An 18949-nucleotide genomic window follows, 5' to 3' on the forward strand; every position below is an offset into this window, starting at 1 on the left:
AGAAGTGAAACCTCTTAGCGCTGATGGTAGTGTGGGGTTACCCATGTGAGAGTAAGTCATCGCCAGCTCATTATTCTAAACACCCCCTTCATTCGAAGGGGGTGTTTTTTTATATATATAAATTGAATTTGAAAATAATTAAAACCTTGTAATTAAATAAGAAGCTCCATTCAGTTAATTTATGCTAAACAATAAATGCCTTAGTGATAAGGCTAATATCATAAAAACAACCCAACTAATTAGTTGAAAAGCTAAATAATAAACAATAATGAATGGTTCAAAAAATGAATGATTTACAATGAAATTTTTATTTACAAAGAGCATCAAAGTTGACTATTAAATAAAATGCCAATCCTAATTTGCAGATTGAGTATTAAAAATCAAGATTTCAGTCGAAAGGTTATATAAGAATTCATTCTTAGTAACTAAGAATAAATATAAAACTCTTAAAACTTGAATTTTCATGATTTTTTATGCCAATTGAATTATTAATCAATCTATTAAATGAATAGTCCACTAGAAAGTTGTATAGACAAAAATCCTAATTTATTGCATTTATATAAAATATGAATCTAGGTTCATTATTTTAAAAATACTCACAATTGGAGGTGAGATAAAAATGACAGCGCAGACAATGAATGTGAATGCTGTAATTGATAATGCAAAATTTAAACCCTTTCATTTATCAATCGTATTATGGTGTTTATTTATCGTAATTTTTGACGGTTATGATTTAGCAATTAATGGCGTAACGTTGCCACTTCTTATGCAAGAGTGGGGTATGACTTCTGTCCAAGCTGGGTTATTAGCGAGCACAGCGCTAGCGGGAATGATGTTTGGTGCGATGCTTTTTGGTATGTTGGCAGATAAAATTGGTCGAAAAAAAGTTATTTTAATTTGTGTAACCTTGTTCAGTGGTTTTACTTTTTTAGGAGGATTCTCAAGTAATCCAACAGAATTTGGAATTTTAAGATTTATTGCTGGACTTGGTATAGGCGGTGTTTTGCCAAATTTAGTAACTTTAACTTCTGAATATGCACCACAAAAATTGAGAAGTACCTTAGTTACGATTATGTTTAGTGGCTATGCAGTTGGCGGAATTATGGCGGCTTTATTGGGTGTAAGATTTACACCTGAATTTGGTTGGCAGATTATGTTCTTTATTGCAGGAATTCCATTATTAGTATTACCGTTTATATGGAAGTATATGCCTGAATCACTAACATTTTTAGTGAAACAAAAAAATTATGAACCTGCCTCAGGAATTATTAATAAGATCAACGCAGATTTAAATGTTAATTCTACAACTCATTTGGTTCTAAACGAAATTAAACTACCTGATGCATCGGTTAAATCTCTTTTTACTGATAATAGAGCGACAACGACGTTGTTATTTTGGTGCTGCTTTTTTATGTGTCTTTTAATGACATACGCATTAGGAAGTTGGTTACCAAAGTTAATGATGGCTGCAGGTTATTCTTTAGGAAGTAGTTTAACGTTTTTACTTTCATTAAATATTGGCGCTGTCATCGGTACTATTGGTGGTGGAATTCTAGCAGACAAATTTCATCTCAAACCTGTAGTGATTTCGATGTTTGTAATTGGAGCTTTTGCTTTATTTGGATTAAGTTTCAATTCGCCGCCAATGGTGATTTATCTACTTGTGGCATTGGCTGGTGCAGCATCAATTGGTACAAGTATTTTAATATATAGCTATGTAGCGCAATCTTATCCAATTGCGGTACGTTCAACTGGGATTGGTTGGGCTTCAGCAGTAGGGCGTATAGGTGCAATTGTCGGCCCCATTGTCATTGGTATTCTTTTAGGAATGGAATTGCCGCACAAATGGAATTTCATTGCCGTTGCTATACCAGCAGTAATTGGTGCAATTGCCGTATTATGTATTAAAAGGACAAAAGTGATTGAAACAGTTCCTGAAAAAATAAAAATCGCATCTTCAATTACACAGTAGAATAAAAGCCTCATAAGAGGCTTTTTTTATAAATGTGATTTTAAAATTTTTTGATGCTCTTTAACCTGTTTGGCATAACGTTTACCTTGTTTTTTCATTTTTCGATTTGTGTTGTATCCAGTAGGTCCAACGTTGTAATAGGCCAGTGCTTTTTTCCAGCTACCAGCAGATTGATTATATTTTGATAGGATAAAAGTCCCACAATGTATATTAATATTTTCTTGAAAAAGGTCACCTGGACAAGATTGTTGCCAATATCTAGGGATAATTTGGGTAAGACCTACAGCACCTGCTGGTGATACTGCATAATTTCGATAACTCGATTCTTGTCGAATAAGAGCGGCCATTAACAGGGGGTCGACATCAAATTGTTGCGCACTTTGCACAATTAGTGGTGAAACCCTATTTGCGGTGTCTGGGTGTACAGAGTATGCCTTTTGAATACCTGTTGAAAGTTTTGCGGCGCGTTTTTGTACTGAACCACCACCTAAAGATGAGCAACCGACAAACACGATACACGATGATAGAACTAAACTATATTTAAGGAAAGTAAAGGATGGGGGAGGTGATTGTAAACGTTGTAAAAAAAGCAAAATAGTAACCGTACAAATTCAATTTGCAAAAATCATAAGTAAGCTGGTGATTCGGGTCAAGCCCTAGATAAATTGGAGTGTTGTAGTTTTGCAATATATTGATGAGTAAGATAAATAGATCAGAAAAACTTTAAAATTGATTCAATATTTTCTTATAATAATGCCATTATTAAATGCCTGAAATCATCATGACGCCAGCTTGTAAATTTCTAAAAAACAAAAAGATAGATTATTCTGTTCATGAATATGAGCATGATCCTAATGCTGAAAGTTTTGGTTTAGAAGCAGCTCAAAAATTGGGTTTATCTGAACATGAAGTTTTTAAGACACTTCTAGTGACAGATGATGTCAATTATTTTGTGACAATTTTACCAGTGGACCATCAACTTAATTTAAAAAAGGCGGCGAATGCTTTCAGTTGTAAAAAACTTAAAATGGCTGATCCGAAAGTGGCTGAGCGTCTGACCGGTTACTTAGTGGGTGGGATTAGTCCAATTGCTCAAAAAAAGCGACTTAAGACAGTCATTCACCAATCGGCAAGTTCTCTTAAAAAGGTGTACGTGAGTGGTGGAAAACGAGGGCTAGATATTGGATTAGATCCTCAATCATTGGCCCAAGTATTAGATGCTCAATTTAAGGACATTGTGGATCACACTTAATGTTTGATCACTACATTTGACGTAGATTGGTTAGATATTCTTGAGCGATAAAAATTTCTTGATCATCAGTTGGGCATACCTTGTTCCATTGATGTTCTTGATCTAATTCCCAAGCACGTTGATTATCGTTCAGATAATTCAGTAGACCATCTTTAATAATCGTTTTCTTTAGTTTTTTATCTTCAATCGGAAAACAAGTTTCTACTCTTGAAAATAAATTACGTCCCATCCAGTCTGCACTTGAACAATATAATTTCTCATTGCCTTGATCTAGAAAATAGTAGACCCGTGTGTGTTCTAAAAAACGTCCTACAATGGATCTGACGCGGATATTTTCTGATAACTGTGGTACTTGAGGTCTTAATGAACAGATGGAACGAATGATCAGATCGATTTGAACACCTGCATTTGACGCTTGATAAAGTGCCGCGATTAATTTAGGTTCAGTTAAAGCGTTAACTTTGATAATAATATGCGCTTTATGACCAGACTTAGCATGGTGGATTTCATTGGCAATGAGTTTTAAAAGCTGTTCATGCAAGGTAAAAGGTGCATGGAACAGCTTTTTAGGCTTTGCCATTTTTCCCATACCTGTCAATTCTTGAAAGATTTTATGGACATCTTCACAAATGTCATCATCAGTGGTCAGAAGACCGTAATCGGTATACATTTTTGCATTACCAGCATGATAATTGCCAGTTCCCAAATGAACATACCGTTTCAGATGATCTGCTTCTCTACGAACAACCAGAATCATTTTAGCGTGAGTTTTATAGCCCACGATGCCATACACAACAACAGCTCCAGCTTCTTGTAGGAGGTTGGCGACCATGATATTGGATTCTTCATCGAATCTAGCACGTAATTCAATAATCGCAGTAACTTCTTTACCATTTCGTGCTGCTTCTGCTAAGACCTGAACGATCTCTGAATCTGGTCCGCTGCGATAAAGAGTTTGCTTAATTGCCAAGACATTAGGGTCTTTTGCAGCTTCTTTTAACAGGTTGATGACGGGTGAAAATGAGTCAAAAGGATGATGTAAAAGGACATCACGTTGTTTTAATACATCAAATATACTTTTTGATTGTCTCAATATCTTCGGTATCACGGGTTGATAGGGTTTAAACTTCAAATCTGGACAATCAAAATCTGAAAATAACCGAGCTAAATTTACAGGGCCTTGAACACGATAGAGTTGTGAAGGTTCTAAATCAAATTGTTCAAGTAGATATTGGTTAATCGTTGCTGGGCAATTGTGATCAATTTCAAGTCTAACTTCACGTCCAAATCTTCGCGAAGATAGTTCATCTTTAAGAGCAACTGCTAGATCGTCTACATCGTCAGCTAAATTTAAGTCAGCATTGCGTGTTACACGGAATTGATAGCATCCTGTCGCTTTCATTCCTGGAAATAAGTCATTGATATGTTGTTGCAGAATAGCCGACAACAGGATGTAATGTTGCTTACCTTCGCATAATTCATCAGGAATTTTGACTGCCCTTGGTAAAGTTCTCGGTGCAGGTACGATCGCGAGCTCAATCTGACGACCAAAAGCATCTTTACCTTCAAGTGTGACAATAAAATTAAGGCTCTTATTGACTAAACGGGGGAAAGGGTGGGCAGGGTCTAAACTGATGGGCGTGATTACTGGTTGAATAAATTTACTGAAGTAGTTTTGAATCCATTCTGTATATTTATCTAAAATTCCATGATATTGGATAAATTCGATACCATAAGATTTAAGTTGAGGAATGAGCTCGTTATTAAGTATCTGATATTGTTCTTGAACCGCATGATGCGTTGTTTTAGATATTTGTTCTAAAATAATTTCATTGGGAATAGCATCAGGCGCAGTAGTTATTTGATTTAATTCGATCTGTTTTAAAAGTCCAGCAACGCGTATTTCAAAAAACTCATCTAAATTCCGAGAAAAGATGATTAAAAAATTTAGTCGCTCTAATAAGGGATGGTGAGGGTCTTTAGCTTGAGCTAAAACTCGTTTATGGAATTCTAATAATGAAAGTTCGCGATTAATGTAAGTGTCTGAATTGTGTTGAAAGTTTTCAAAAGAGTGCATAGTACCAATTATTGCTTTATAAGCCGTCAGGAAAGACCTTGCAGCGATGGTACGTTTGATGTGTGACAGTAATATTACATTGATTGGTATATATTCGATAAATATATATAATTGGATTTATTTTATTTTAATCAAAAAAGCACACAATAAGTGTGCTTTTTTTAACTCAATTAGGGCTTAGAAATCGTAACGGAAACCTAAAGATAAACCTAAAGCATCCTCACCTTTGAAACCCTTCACATTATTTGTACGTGCTTGTTCCCACGGTGTAAGGCTTGAGTTTTTGTCATTAAGCACAGTTGCGACGTTACCGTAAACACGAACTGCTTTATCAAGACGATGTTCAAGTCCTAAAGCAATGAGTGTTGCGTTCGCATCTTTAGCATCTACATCACGGTGCATCACTTGACCACGGATATATGTTTTTGGTGCAAATTTATAATCAGCTGCAACACCAATGACTTGTGCATCAGGATTTTTTACGTCATTGTCATGAGTCATATATTGATATAAACCACCAATATTTAGCTCAGGTGTGATTTTATAAGCACCAGCTAAACGGAAGCCATCACGTTCGCCGCGAGTCGCATCTTCTTCATAGTGTTCATAAGCAGCTGCGAAATCAACAGGACCTTCTTTATAGGTCAATGCAAGATCGTAAGCTTTATTCTTTTTAGAGTCGCCTTTCTTTTGAATAACTTCACCAGTATCTTCATCTACAATTGTTTCAGTGAAGCCTGGAGAATTGCTTTCGTGCAATGAAAGTGCTGCTAATACATTGAACCCATTTCCGAATTTTGGTGATTTATATTCGATGGTATTTTCATTACGCTCATCAAAACGTAAGTCACCAGCACGTGTTACATTACGTAAATCACCTACTTGATCGCCGAAAAAATTAACTGGACCACGTGCTATTTTAAAAGGGCTATCAAAACGACCGACACGAGTTTGACCGAAATTACCTTTTAAACCAACAAATGTATCACGTGTTGCAAAATCAACACCTGAATTTTGTCCACCACTAGCAAAGTTGATTTCTTGTTCAATTTGACCAAAAACGGTCATATCGTTTTCTAGTTTTTGTTCAACTTTAAAGCCTAGACGAGATGAGTTAGATGATAGACCTACTTCATTATAATCTTTACCATCATCAAGGTAATCTAATGAAACATGTGCGCGACCATAAATTTTAACGTCAGCTGCCATTGCGATTGCTGGTGTAATAAGTGTTGCCCCAACTGCTAATGCGCAAAGTGTTTTTTTCATTTCTAGCTCCAGTAAAGACTGATTTTTTGTCCTAATAATCATGATCAGTAGTTTTTTTGTAACTACTGTTCTCTATTGGTGCTAAGTATTCATTACAAATAAGTCAGTAATATTAAGAATTTATTTCATTATCATGAAAGTGGATTGAAACAAGTTGTAGTAATTAAAAAGAATAAAAACAAAAAAAGGAGCCAAAGCTCCTTAATTTTATAAGCATGTGTTATAAAGCAGCTTTAATCTTCTCAGCCAAAGCCTTGATACGTTCTTGATCACCCATTTGTGCTGCGTGTTTACCCAGTTCATGAATTGAACTTGGAATAAGATGGAAGTGAACATGAGGCACGGTTTGCCCAGCTGCAGCACCAGATAACTGCATCAAAACTATACCTTTTGCATCTAATGCTGTTTCAATCGCTTTTGCAATTTTTTGAACGATTTGAATCGTGTACGCTGCAGTGTTTGGGTCCAAGTCGAGTAAAGTTACGGCAGGTGATTTAGGGATGACTAAAGTATGACCATCTGCCTGAGGCATAATGTCCATAAATGCAAGAACTTGCTCATCCTCATACACTTTAATTGCAGGAAGTTCACCACGTAAAATTCTTGCAAAAATATTTTGATCATCGTAAGCCATAACTATTCCCAGAATGTAATTAGATTGAATTATTTACAGTTCAATTCTTTCTGACGTTGCTTAATGGAGTCAAGCTTTTGTTGCTCTTTTTCTGAGAACTTAGGTTTAGTTGTATTGCAATTTTCATTGCCGAACTTTGCCTTAGTATCTGGATCTTTAAAACAGAAGCCTTTTGATGCATAGATGATGTTGTAATCATCTTTAAGTTTTTCACACTCTTTTGTAGTATCGGCTAAAGCATTAACCCCAGCTGAAACAGATACAGCAGTAATTAAACCTAATAAAAACTTATTCATGAGTATCCTCATTTAGAAATGGACATTTGATATTGTCACATTTCAATTATATGGGCTTTATATGTGAATTCAATGGCGAAAATTTATTCTAAGGTAATTTTGCTCCATGATTCGTAGATTTTAACTGCTGTCGAAAAATCACTATTAGGTTCAGCTATTGCATTAGCAGCACCAATTAGACTTTGAGTAAGCGTAATGACAGGTGCGGATAATTTTGCTTGATGAATGAGGTCTACTGCGATACCAGTGTCTTTGCTTAGTAACGGTAAGGCAAAAGTATTTGGAAAACTTCGATTTAATACCCGTTGAGGCAATACATTTTCAGTCACACCACTTTTACCACTTGAAGCATTGATGCACTCTAATGCTTCATTTAAATCCACACCATGCGCTTTAAGTGCAGTAAAACCTTCAGCAGCGGCACATAAGTGGACAGCCAAGAGCATGTTGTTCACTGCTTTCACAGCAAAACCAGATCCTGAGTCTCCTACATGCTTAATCAGTTTACCCATGGCTTGCATCGCTGGTAATACAGCTTCAAAAGCAACTTTTTCACCACCTACCATGAAGGTTAAAGTCGCGTTTTCAGCACCAATAGTTTGTCCGCTAACAGGCGCATCTAGAAAAAATACACCTTTTGATTTTAAAAAAGCTTGTTGTGCTTTAGCTGCATCAGGCACGCCACTGGTGCAGTCTACCCAAATTGATCCAGGTTTAATGTCGACTTGATGAATGATCTCATTGACTTGCTGACTCGTTGGTAAGCAACTAAAAATGATATCAGCGTGGGCAGCTTCTTGAAGTGATACAGCTTGTGTTTGATATTCAGTTGCATGTTGTTTGGCTTTCTCGAAATTTCGATTCCATACCAAAACTGATTCATAGTGTTTGGGTAAATGAGCTGCCATACGGTAACCCATTGCGCCTAATCCAATAAATGCAACTGTCGTCATTTTCTTTACTCTATTTGTGTTGAACGCTTTGCTAACCAGTGAGCAAGTTCAGGCCAAAATTGATCGGCACTTTTTTGACTCGACATTAAACCTAAATGCCCACCAGGAATAAGAGTAAACGTGACATCACGACTATTTGTCAATTCAGTCAATGGTCTAACAGCATCAGCTGTGACCATTTGATCGCTTGAACCCGCGCCAATCATAAGAGAGCAGTCTATATTTTTTAATTCGATTTTCTTATCTTGAAGTTCGATATAACCATTTTTTAGCGGATTTCTTAACCAGACATTGAATAACATATCTTGGTTTACCCCAGCAGGATAATCAATCATATGATTGAGGAAATAACCTAAAGTGGCATGTTCATGCAAAAGTTTTTTATCATCAAGATTCAGTAATAATTGTTTATGGCCTTCATACCAACCTTTTGGGTCTAAAATTTTAAATCCAATTGCATTTAAAATACCTGGGGAGTGAATGAGGCGCTTAGGAATACGACCGTTATAAACTTTATGTTTGAGTAGACGAGTTCTTTCAAGATAGCGATTCATCTTAGCATATAGCTTTCCGATACTACCTGAAGCAAAGCTATCAATTGGACTACCTAAAACGATTAGATTTTTTACATGGTTCGGCTGTCTGAGCGCTGTGTACAACAGAACAAATATTCCCGCCATACTCCAGCCATGTAAAGAAATTTGATCAGATTTAGCGTGTGTGCGTATTTGATCGATACAATTCGGGATTGCATCATCAATAAAACCTAAAAAGTTGAGATCGCGATCTTTATAGCTAAAGTGTCCCCAATCCAATAAATACACATCAAAACCTTGCTCTGTATAATATTTGATAAGAGAACGGTATGGATAAAGATCATAAATATCCATCTTGATCGCTAAAGGCGCGACAAAGACCAATGGCTCAACATATTTTTTATTTTCAGATGCGTAATATCGAATTTTACTCGATTTATGAGTACCTATCACTTCATACGGCGTTGCTTGAGATAAAACCAAAGATTTACCGTAAAAAATGCGTGTCCCTAAATTTTTTAACTTGCTTTGTTTAGAACGCCAGTTAGTTTTTAAATGTTCCATGAAGGTTGAAGATCTCATAAGCATGTGATTTGAACGAAGTCTAAGCGATATTTATATATTTTACCTTGACCTTAAATGCTCTGGGCGCTCAAAATGTTGGCAATTATTCACAAAGGCAGTTTTTAGGACTGATTTAGAGCAATGAGCCAGCAAGACGACATTGAATACCAACTTGATACATTAGCACTTCGTACAGGTCATACGCGCAGTTTTGAAGGTGAGCATGCTGAACCGATGTTTCTAACTTCTTCATTTGTATATGCAAATGCAGCAGAAGCAGCAGCTAAATTCTCTGGGAAAGAGCCCGGTAATATTTATTCTCGCTTTACAAACCCAACAGTCGCAATGTTTGAAAAAAGATTGGCTGCAATGGAAGGTGCTGAACGTGCAGTGGCAACAAGTACGGGTATGGCTGCGATCATGGCGGTGGCGATGTCATTCTTAAAGGCTGGTGATCATGTTGTATGTTCTCGAGCAGTATTTGGTTCAACCGTGGCCTTATTTGAAAAATACATTTCTAGGTTTGGTGTGACTGTCAATTTTGTTGATTTAACAGATTTAGATGCTTGGAAAGCTGCGATCAAACCAGAAACTAAACTACTATTTGTAGAATCTCCGTCAAATCCATTATCGGAAATTGCTGATATTCGTGCATTAGCAGATATCGCGCATGAAAATGATGCCTTACTCGCAATTGATAATAGTTTCTGTACGCCAGTGCTACAACAACCATTAAAATTGGGCGCGGATCTAGTTGTCTATTCAGCGACAAAATATTTAGATGGTCAAGGTCGTGCGTTGGGTGGTGCTGTCGTAGGTAGTCATCAATTACTTGAAGAAGTTTTTGGCTACGTTCGTACAACTGGGCCTTCTATGAGTCCGTTCAATGCTTGGGTTTTCCTAAAAGGTTTGGAAACGCTTCGTCTACGTATGAAGGCTCATTCTGAAAGTGCACAAAAGATTGCTGAGTGGCTTCATCAGCACGATAAAATCGAGAAAGTATTCTTTGCTGGATTAGCGGATCATGTAGGTCATGATTTGGCTAAACAGCAACAAAAAGGTTTTGGTGGTATCGTTTCATTCGTGGTAAAAGGTGGGCGAGAAGCTGCTTGGAAAGTGATTGATCACACTCAATTTATTTCTATTACTGGAAATCTTGGGGATGCAAAATCAACGATTACTCATCCTGCAACGACTACTCATGGTAAATTGTCTGATGAAGCGAAGGCTGCAGCTGGCATTGCAGAAGGTTTAATTCGTCTTTCAGTAGGTTTGGAAGACGTTGATGATATTATTGCAGACATTCAACGTGGTCTTGATTTAGTCTAATTTAAATTTGTTCGGAGTATACAAATGAACATTAACATGCTTATGCAACAAGCACAGCGCATGCAAAAGGAAGTAGAGTCCAATATCAAGAAAGCGAAAGAAGAGCTTGCACAGAAAGAAGTGCATGCTGAAGCTGGTGGTGGTTTGGTAAAAGTGACAATGACTTGCCGTAATGTGGTAAAACGTATTGAAATCAATCCAGAATTACTTCAAGACGATCCAGATATGATTGAGGATTTGATTGCAGCTGCTATGAATGATGCTGCACGCCAAGCCGAAGCGATTTCAGAAGAAACAATGAAGTCTGCAAATAGTGGTATGGGATTACCTCCTGGCTTATCAGGTTTATTTTAAGGATATTGCCGAGTGTTCAGCGAACGGTTTGACCAACTCGTCCAAGCACTGCGAATTTTACCAAGCGTTGGGCCTAAGTCGGCTCAGCGCATGGCGTTGCATTTGATCATGAAGAATAAGCAAGGTGCTTTGGCATTATCTGAAGCACTTAGTGATGCCGCTGATCATATCCATGAATGTTCTATTTGCCACTCATTGACTGAGAATGAGGTGTGTGACATTTGTCTGTCGCAAGACCGAGATGATACCTTGCTCTGTGTGGTTGAATCTCCTGCAGACGTGATGGCAATTGAGCAAAGTGGAAGTTTCAGAGGCAAATATCATGTATTGGGGGGGCATTTATCTCCTTTAGATGGTATAGGGCCTGAAGAGGTCGGCATACCTGCGTTGGTTCAACGCTTAGCTGAAGGTCAGGTATCAGAGGTTATTCTCGCTACCAATGCAACGGTTGAAGGGCAGGCTACGGCACATTATTTGGTAGAAGCCACACGTCATTTGAATCTTAAAATGACGCGTATTGCTCAAGGTGTACCACAAGGGGGTGAGCTTGAGTATGTCGATAGTCACACCTTAAGCCAAGCAGTTCATAATCGTATGCAAATGAAATAAGCACAAATTGTGCTTATTTTTTTCAGTGGAGAAATATCACTTCTCTGATTTGTTTTTAGTCGAAAAAAATATTAAATTTTTCATGTTTTATAACTATTTACAGCGTATACATAGATTTGCTTGACGCTTTAATTGAAAATTTATATTTAAAATTGATAATTTAAGCTAAAATACATCTCGATACCAATCTAGCACATTGTTTTTTATGATGTTTCAATTTATCCAAGAGCAAAAAGAACTCGAGCATGTTTTGACACTAATGAGTCAACAAGATGTTTATGGTTTAGATACTGAATTTATCAAAGTTGATACACTATGGCCAAAATTGGGTGTCTTGCAAATCAATGTCGCAGATCAGGTGTTTTTATTAGACGGTACACGTCTAGATTTTTCGAGTTTCTGGCCTAAAGTTTTTGCTGCAAAGCAAAATATTTTCCATGCTTGTGGTGAAGATATTGATCTAATTTACCATTATTCAAAAGGCAATCATCTTAATAATGTATTTGATACTCAGGTGGCTTTGTCTTTTCTCGGACACGGATTACAGGTCAGTTATCAAAATGCTCTCAAAGAAATTTTAAATATAGAAATTGATAAAGATCAAACACGTTCAGATTGGCTTGCACGTCCTTTAACTGAAGAGCAAAAAGCATACGCAGCGAATGATGTCTTATATATTATGAATTTAGCCGATGTGCTAAAAAATGAATTAGAGAAAAAAGGGCATTATCAGTATGTACTAGAGGATTGTAAGAGCCTCACGCTTGAGATTGCGACAGAAACGCCGAAAGAGAAATTATACGAAGATGTCGGAAATTATAGACACTCTCGAAAGCAGTTAATGCAGCTACAATTGCTCAGTGTTTGGCGTGAAGAGATGGTGAAGGCTTTAAATCAGCCTCGAAGTTTTATTCTGAAAAATGCCACTATGATTGATTTGGTGGAAAAAAATCCAAAAAATACCTTCCAATTATCCCAAGTTAAAAATATTCGTCCGAATGTGGTTCGTGAGCACGGTAAAACGATTTTGGATATTATTGCGTTGCTGCCCCCAATGGAAGAATGGCCATTACGAATTGCTCGACCAATTAAACATTCATCTAAAGATATTACACATGATGTTGATAACATGATTGGTAATCTTGCAGAAGAGTTGGTGATCCCCAAAGAAGTGTTAATGCGAAAAAAATGGCTCGGGGCTTTATATCAGCATGTGGTTTTTCATGGCGATGAACAAGATTTACCTCAATATTTACTCGGTTGGCGTTATGATTTACTGACGAAGCCATTAATTGAGTTGCTTCATAAAGATGCACAATATTTGAGTATGCAAATGAAAGTCAATGAATGACTTCTCTCAAAATTTGATTAAAGAATTACCAGTCATCCTAAACTAGACTGATGTGTTAACAAACGCTAATGTTTCGCCGTTTTTTTTGATGTATGCTTTGCTTTGAGTTTAAAAGGTGTTGTTTGAATCATGTGGTGTGAAATCTACAAATCTAGTAAGAAAGACGAAATGTATATTTACGTTGCGCGTCCTGAACAAGCGGAAAACCAAGAAGCTGTTGATCCGTTATCAGTATTATCTGATGCAATGAAAAATGCATTTGGCCGAGCGACATTTGTGATGTCACTGGAATTACATGCAGAACGCAAATTAGCGCGTGCAAATGTTTTACATGTGATGGATTCAATTCAGACGAAAGGATTCTTTTTACAATTGCCGCCTGAAGGATTGATCAATCCTAATGCGGTAGAGCCAGAGGGACTACGCGGTGCGTGATAATCAAGTTGGAGGATGGGATCAGTTTGTTTCAATGTTGGATTCAATTCCAGAATATAACATTGCAATTACCGTCTATATTCTCGGAACTTTGATTATTCTGTGGTGTTGGTACGGCATAGCGAAACGCCTACCTTCACCTTTAGGTGGAGTGACTTGGATTTTTGTGTTTGCTATTTTGGCAACACCAACGATTTCTGAAGGTCCTAATTCCGCCTTAGCACCTGCAACTTTTGGTTTGATCTTTGGGGTATTAACAAAAGATTCACCTTTGATCTGGTCTAATTTCTCATTGATTGCCTTTGTTATTGCTTTAGGGTTATTGGCAGGTTATTTCTGGACTAAGTACGCTTCTAAACAAAAGAATCTGAGACACACATCGTCAGTGAAGACACCACCACTTTAATTATCCAAATAAAAAAATAAGGTTTCATTATGTCTGTTGATGCACATCAATTTACGGGTACAGATCAATATATCGCCACAGATAGTCTCAAGCTTGCTGTGAAGGCCGCTCGAGCGTTGCAAAAGCCTCTTTTAGTGAAGGGTGAGCCAGGTACAGGTAAAACATTATTGGCTGAACAAGTTGCTGATAGCCTGGGTTTAAAACTGATTACTTGGCATATCAAATCAACGACGAAGGCTCAACAAGGTCTTTATGAATACGATGCCGTTTCAAGATTACGCGATAGTCAATTGGGTGATGAGCGTGTTTATGATATTAAAAACTATATTAAACCAGGTAAATTGTGGGAAGCATTTACCTCTGAAGAACGTTGCGTTTTATTAATTGATGAGATTGATAAAGCAGATATCGAGTTCCCAAATGATTTGCTTCATGAACTAGACAAAATGTCATTCTTTGTTTATGAAACTGGTGAAACAATTACTGCAACACAGCGTCCAATTGTGATCATCACTTCAAATAATGAAAAAGAACTTCCTGATGCTTTTTTACGCCGTTGTTTCTTTCATTATATTGAATTCCCAGATGAACAGACCATGCGTGAAATTATTGCAGTTCATTTTCCAAGAATTTCAACGACATTGGTCAGTGAGGCACTTCAGGTCTTCTTTAAGCTTCGCCAAATACCTGGTCTTAAGAAGCCACCTTCAACTTCTGAATTAATTGATTGGTTAAGCTTATTGATGGCTGATGATATGCCTGAAGATATTTTAAGAAACCATGATAAGTCAAAAGCAATTCCACCGCTGTATGGTGCGCTCATCAAAAATGAGCAAGATGTGCAGCTACTTGAGCGCCTCGCATTTATGACTCGTCGATAGGTGATACTATGTTCGTAAGACTGTTTTACACCTTGCGAAAATACGGAATCCCCGTAACGACGCGCGAGCTGATTGATTTAAATCAAGCAATTAGTCTAGGTTTGGTTTTTGCAGATCAAGATGATTTTTATCAGCTTGTGAAGACAGTCATGGTCAAGGATGAGCGTTACTTCGATAAGTATGATCGTGCTATGAAGGATTATTTTCAGGGCATTCAAACCTTTGATGTAGATGATTTACTCAGTAAAGTTAATCAACTTCCTAAAGAATGGTTTGATTTAGAACTCCTTGAAAAACACTTAACGCCAGAGCAACGTGAAGCACTACAAAGAGCAGGTTCTTTAGAAGAGCTCATGAAAATGCTGGAAGAGCGTTTGCGTGAGCAACATAAAAAACACCAAGGTGGTAATCGTATGATTGGCACTGGTGGCACTTCACCGTTTGGAGCTTTTGGTGATCACCCAGAGGGGGTGAGAATTGGAGGGCCGGGACGTAAAAAATCTGCGGTGAAAGTGTGGGAACAACGTAAATACCAAAATCTTGATGATGATCAAATTTTGGGAACACGTCATATGCAAATGGCGTTGCGTCGTCTGAGAAAATTTGCGCGTCAAGGTGCGGAAGAAGAGCTTGATATAGATCAAACGATTCGCGAAACGGCTAAGCAGGGAATTCTTGATGTACAGATGGTGCCAGAGCGTCGTAATCGAATTAAAGTTTTGATGTTGTTCGATGTAGGCGGTTCTATGGATGCCTATATTGCACAATGTGAAAAACTGTTTAGTGCAGCCAAAACAGAATTTAAGACTTTAGAATATTTCTATTTCCATAACTGTCTTTATGATTACGTGTGGAAAGACAATCATCGCCGTACTTCGACAAAAATGAATACCTTAGATTTATTTAATACCTATGGTAAAGATTATCGAGTGATTGTTGTTGGTGATGCAAGTATGGCGCCATACGAATTAAAATCTGCTGGTGGTTCTGTCGAATACATGAATGAAGAGTCGGGTGAAATTTGGTTGCGTCGTTTGCGCCAGCATTATGAAAAGACGGCTTGGTTGAATCCTGAAACTGAGAATTACTGGCATTACACTCAAACGATAGGAATAATCAAAGAAATATTTGAAGATCATATGTATCCAATGACTTTAAAAGGCATTGAAGATATGACTAAATTCCTCTCGCGCTAACTTTTTTAAATAATATTCATCTAAAGGATCTTGATATGAGCTATCAAATCAATGGTGTGGCATTGCCAAATGAAGAAGGTTTTTTTGGTGAATATGGTGGTCAATTCATTCCACCTCATTTAAAAGCAGCAATGGATGAAATCAATGTTGCTTATGAAGAAATTCGTAAAACACCTGAATTTCAAAATGAGCTTTCAGAGCTGTTTGCGCATTATGTAGGTCGTCCAAGTCCTTTATTTCATGCCAAACGACTTTCAGAACAATTGGGCGGTGCTCAAATTTATCTGAAGCGTGAAGATTTGAACCATACAGGTGCACATAAAATTAACCATTGTTTGGGTGAAGCTTTACTTGCTAAATACATGGGCAAGAAAAAAGTCATTGCTGAAACTGGGGCAGGTCAACATGGTGTCGCATTAGCCACCGCTTGTGCCTTGGTTGGTATCCCATGTGAAATTCATATGGGTCAAGTTGATATTGAAAAAGAACATCCAAATGTCGTGAAAATGAAAATTTTGGGTGCGAATCTAATCTCAGTCACTCGTGGAACAGCAACATTAAAAGATGCTGTTGATAGTGCTTTCGAAGAGTATTTGAAAGACCCTGATAGCTTTATTTATGCCATCGGATCAGTCGTTGGTCCACATCCATTTCCTAAAATGGTGCGTGATTTCCAAGCAATTATCGGTGATGAAATTAAAGTTCAATCACAAGACAGATTTAACAAATATCCTGATTATATAGTTGCTTGTGTTGGCGGTGGCTCAAATGCAATGGGAGCATTCAGTGCATTCCTTAATGATGGTAGTGTGAAATTGATTGGTGTTGAACCAGCAGGACATGGTTTAGATACTGATCAACATTCGGCAACACTAACTTTAGGTAAACCAAGTCAACTTCATGGTATGGCGTGTTATGTACTGGAAGATGAAAATGGCGAGCCATTACCTGTGCATTCAATTGCTTCTGGATTAGATTATCCTGGTGTGGGGCCTCAACACAGTTTCTTAAAAGATATTGGTCGTGTTGAGTACTCAACAGCAACTGATGAAGAATGTCTGAATGCATTCATGACTCTATCTCGAGTTGAAGGGATTGTGCCTGCATTAGAAAGTTCACATGCTGTTGCTTGGGCGATACGCGAAGCACCACAATTGTCCAAAGATACCATTATTGTGGTGAATTTATCAGGTCGAGGTGATAAAGACTCAGACTATGTGGCAGAAAAATTAGGTTTAAATTAACACATAAAAAAACCAGCTTAGGCTGGTTTTTTTAATTACATTTCTGGTGGTTCTTCATTCAAAGGCGTAAGAATATTTTCAAAGGAGGAAATTTCAATTGGAATGAGCGGCGTTTCGATTGAAAGATCTTGAACAGGTGTTTCAGTCGCTTGTTGAGCTTGTTGAGCTTGTTGAGCTTGTTGAGCTTGTTGAGCTTGTTGAGCTTGTTGAGCTTGTTGAGCTTGTTGAGCTTGAACCATGGTTTTCATTATTTCATCAGCTGGTGCACTTAGTTCGTGTGCTTTTTTGCTGTCATATTTGGTGGCAAGTTCTTTTAAAATTGCGTAAGACAAATAACTTGTAAATGCTGGATTCTCGGATTTAGCCTTGGATGGAAGTAGAGAAACGCAAGCGGCATGAAATAAACCATGTTGTACGTATGTTGCATTGAATGCAGGATCTTTAGCTTTATCAGGATCACCTAAATAACCAATCTTGAAGCCAATTTCAGATGCAGCACAGGCATTGGTCACTTCAGAGGAGGGATTGCGATAGTCAGCATTTTTTTTGAAATATAGCACTTCTGCGATTGACATCATTTCATCTTGAATTTCTTTGAGTCGGCCATCTAAATTTTGGACTGCAAAATAATTTTTTAACTTAAATAGTGTTACAGTGCCTTCGAGCCATTTTTGAGGTTGTTCTGTATAATTCAAATTTGTATAACAGGCAGAAGTTTGCAGGGCGGCTTCAACAAATTCTTTGTTTTTTCTTGGATTTTTCATATCTTGATCAGCCCCTAAATATCCCATTTTGTAGGCTTTTTCATAGGTATTACATGCAGGCGTGATGAGCGTCTTTTTTTGATATGTCTTTGCTTTTTTTAGCAGCTCTATTTGATTCTTTATCGTTGGTTCAAGTTCAGATGCATAAGTGGAAGCAGTTACAAATAAAGCGGTGTAACACAATAACTTTTTATACATCATTAGTCCTTAGGCAAAAAAAATTCCATAATGTGATGACTTTACTAATGCTGTTTAAATAGTTCAATGACTCAATAAAAGAAAATCATTGTAAAAGATGACCAATTTCAATCTATTGTTCAAAATTGAGATCATGATTGAATTATCAAAAAAGCCCCCGAGATGGGAGCTTAGCTTTATCCTGAAATATACTGTTGAAGTTGTTCAATCAACACTTTTTGGTCTTCCATCGCGGCTTTAACCAAATCACCAATAGATACAATTCCGACGAGTCTATCGTCTTCTAATACTGGCAGATGGCGAATATGACGTTCTGTCATTAAATCTAAACACTCATCTACGGTGTTGCTTTTGCTTACAGATAAAACCGTACCAGTCATAATTTCTGAGACTGTAGTTAAGTCGGATGTACGTTGCATAAGTGCAATTTTACGCGTGTAATCCCGTTCAGATAAAATTCCAACAAGTCTTTCATCTTGTACGACAACAACGGCACCAATACCTTTTGTTGCCATTAATGTGATTGCTTCTAAAACCGTAGCATCAGGTGTGATGGTAGAGATTTCTGAATTGTTTTTATTTTGTAGGACTTGAGCTACTGTTGTCATAAAGGTTCCTCTTGTTGGTTA

Annotated in this window: 20 protein-coding genes; 11 read left to right on the forward strand and 9 right to left on the reverse strand. The window is 37.4% G+C overall.

The annotated features are described in order from the left end of the window. Positions 1–619: 619 nt before the first annotated feature. The gene (locus tag AC1M9M_RS13320) at positions 620–1972 is read left to right on the forward strand and encodes an MFS transporter (RefSeq protein ID WP_481596572.1); all 1353 of its coding nucleotides are present in this window, start codon (positions 620–622) and stop codon (positions 1970–1972) included. Positions 1973–1998: 26 nt separating this feature from the next. On the opposite strand, the gene AC1M9M_RS13325 is transcribed toward AC1M9M_RS13320, so the two are convergent. Next, entirely contained in the window at positions 1999–2487 is a 489-nt protein-coding gene (locus AC1M9M_RS13325; protein WP_481596600.1) for a lytic transglycosylase domain-containing protein, read from the reverse strand. Between the two features lie 266 nt (positions 2488–2753). On the opposite strand from AC1M9M_RS13325, the gene ybaK reads away from it, so the two are divergent. Then, the gene (gene ybaK, locus AC1M9M_RS13330) at positions 2754–3224 is read left to right on the forward strand and encodes a Cys-tRNA(Pro) deacylase (RefSeq protein WP_481596601.1); all 471 of its coding nucleotides are present in this window, start codon (positions 2754–2756) and stop codon (positions 3222–3224) included. Between the two features lie 10 nt (positions 3225–3234). Here the strand turns inward: ybaK and ppk1 are convergent, their stop codons facing one another. From ppk1 to AC1M9M_RS13360, 6 genes are all read right to left on the reverse strand, one after another. Then, positions 3235–5301: a polyphosphate kinase 1 gene (ppk1, locus tag AC1M9M_RS13335; RefSeq protein ID WP_481596573.1), complete on the reverse strand. Its 2067-nt coding sequence runs from the start codon at positions 5299–5301 to the stop codon at positions 3235–3237. A 177-nt stretch (positions 5302–5478) separates the two neighbouring features. Beyond that, on the reverse strand, positions 5479–6570 hold the full coding sequence (locus AC1M9M_RS13340; RefSeq protein ID WP_179999803.1) for a porin: 1092 nt from the start codon (positions 6568–6570) through the stop codon (positions 5479–5481). A 220-nt stretch (positions 6571–6790) separates the two neighbouring features. Beyond that, positions 6791–7204, reverse strand: a complete 414-nt coding sequence (locus tag AC1M9M_RS13345) for an HIT family protein (RefSeq protein ID WP_092768455.1) — start codon at positions 7202–7204, stop codon at positions 6791–6793. A gap of 29 nt (positions 7205–7233) precedes the next feature. Continuing rightward, entirely contained in the window at positions 7234–7500 is a 267-nt protein-coding gene (locus AC1M9M_RS13350; protein ID WP_481596574.1) for a YARHG domain-containing protein, read from the reverse strand. An 83-nt stretch (positions 7501–7583) separates the two neighbouring features. Further along, positions 7584–8453, reverse strand: a complete 870-nt coding sequence (locus AC1M9M_RS13355; protein ID WP_481596575.1) for an NAD(P)-dependent oxidoreductase — start codon at positions 8451–8453, stop codon at positions 7584–7586. A gap of 5 nt (positions 8454–8458) precedes the next feature. Next, entirely contained in the window at positions 8459–9553 is a 1095-nt protein-coding gene (locus tag AC1M9M_RS13360; RefSeq protein WP_481596576.1) for an alpha/beta fold hydrolase, read from the reverse strand. A gap of 141 nt (positions 9554–9694) precedes the next feature. On the opposite strand from AC1M9M_RS13360, the gene AC1M9M_RS13365 reads away from it, so the two are divergent. The 9 genes from AC1M9M_RS13365 to trpB all read left to right on the forward strand — a co-directional run bounded on the left by AC1M9M_RS13365 (position 9695) and on the right by trpB (position 17358). Beyond that, positions 9695–10882 carry an O-succinylhomoserine sulfhydrylase gene (locus AC1M9M_RS13365; protein ID WP_481596577.1) on the forward strand — a complete coding sequence of 396 codons (1188 nt, stop codon included), beginning with the start codon at positions 9695–9697 and terminating at the stop codon, positions 10880–10882. 24 nt (positions 10883–10906) lie between these two features. Beyond that, positions 10907–11236: a YbaB/EbfC family nucleoid-associated protein gene (locus AC1M9M_RS13370; protein WP_035266548.1), complete on the forward strand. Its 330-nt coding sequence runs from the start codon at positions 10907–10909 to the stop codon at positions 11234–11236. 12 nt (positions 11237–11248) lie between these two features. Continuing rightward, complete coding sequence (gene recR / locus AC1M9M_RS13375; RefSeq protein WP_481596578.1) at positions 11249–11845, forward strand: recombination mediator RecR; 597 nt, start codon at positions 11249–11251, stop codon at positions 11843–11845. A gap of 208 nt (positions 11846–12053) precedes the next feature. After that, positions 12054–13196 (forward strand): ribonuclease D, encoded by a 1143-nt coding sequence (locus AC1M9M_RS13380; RefSeq protein ID WP_481596602.1) that lies wholly within the window; start codon positions 12054–12056, stop codon positions 13194–13196. A 129-nt stretch (positions 13197–13325) separates the two neighbouring features. Beyond that, a complete protein-coding gene (locus tag AC1M9M_RS13385) occupies positions 13326–13631 on the forward strand; it encodes a YcgL domain-containing protein (RefSeq protein ID WP_035266558.1) in 306 nt (101 codons plus the stop codon). Between the two features lie 34 nt (positions 13632–13665). Then, on the forward strand, positions 13666–14037 hold the full coding sequence (locus AC1M9M_RS13390; protein ID WP_481589528.1) for a hypothetical protein: 372 nt from the start codon (positions 13666–13668) through the stop codon (positions 14035–14037). Between the two features lie 29 nt (positions 14038–14066). After that, positions 14067–14918: an AAA family ATPase gene (locus tag AC1M9M_RS13395; protein ID WP_092768445.1), complete on the forward strand. Its 852-nt coding sequence runs from the start codon at positions 14067–14069 to the stop codon at positions 14916–14918. Positions 14919–14926: 8 nt separating this feature from the next. Further along, entirely contained in the window at positions 14927–16114 is a 1188-nt protein-coding gene (locus AC1M9M_RS13400; RefSeq protein WP_481596579.1) for a vWA domain-containing protein, read from the forward strand. A gap of 35 nt (positions 16115–16149) precedes the next feature. Beyond that, positions 16150–17358 carry a tryptophan synthase subunit beta gene (gene trpB / locus AC1M9M_RS13405; RefSeq protein ID WP_481592284.1) on the forward strand — a complete coding sequence of 403 codons (1209 nt, stop codon included), beginning with the start codon at positions 16150–16152 and terminating at the stop codon, positions 17356–17358. A gap of 35 nt (positions 17359–17393) precedes the next feature. On the opposite strand, the gene AC1M9M_RS13410 is transcribed toward trpB, so the two are convergent. Further along, positions 17394–18320 carry a hypothetical protein gene (locus AC1M9M_RS13410; protein ID WP_481596580.1) on the reverse strand — a complete coding sequence of 309 codons (927 nt, stop codon included), beginning with the start codon at positions 18318–18320 and terminating at the stop codon, positions 17394–17396. A 176-nt stretch (positions 18321–18496) separates the two neighbouring features. After that, positions 18497–18928 (reverse strand): CBS domain-containing protein, encoded by a 432-nt coding sequence (locus AC1M9M_RS13415; RefSeq protein WP_035266567.1) that lies wholly within the window; start codon positions 18926–18928, stop codon positions 18497–18499. Between the last annotated feature and the right edge of the window lie 21 nt (positions 18929–18949).

The sequence above is a fragment of the Acinetobacter sp. ANC_7503 genome (assembly GCF_056780035.1).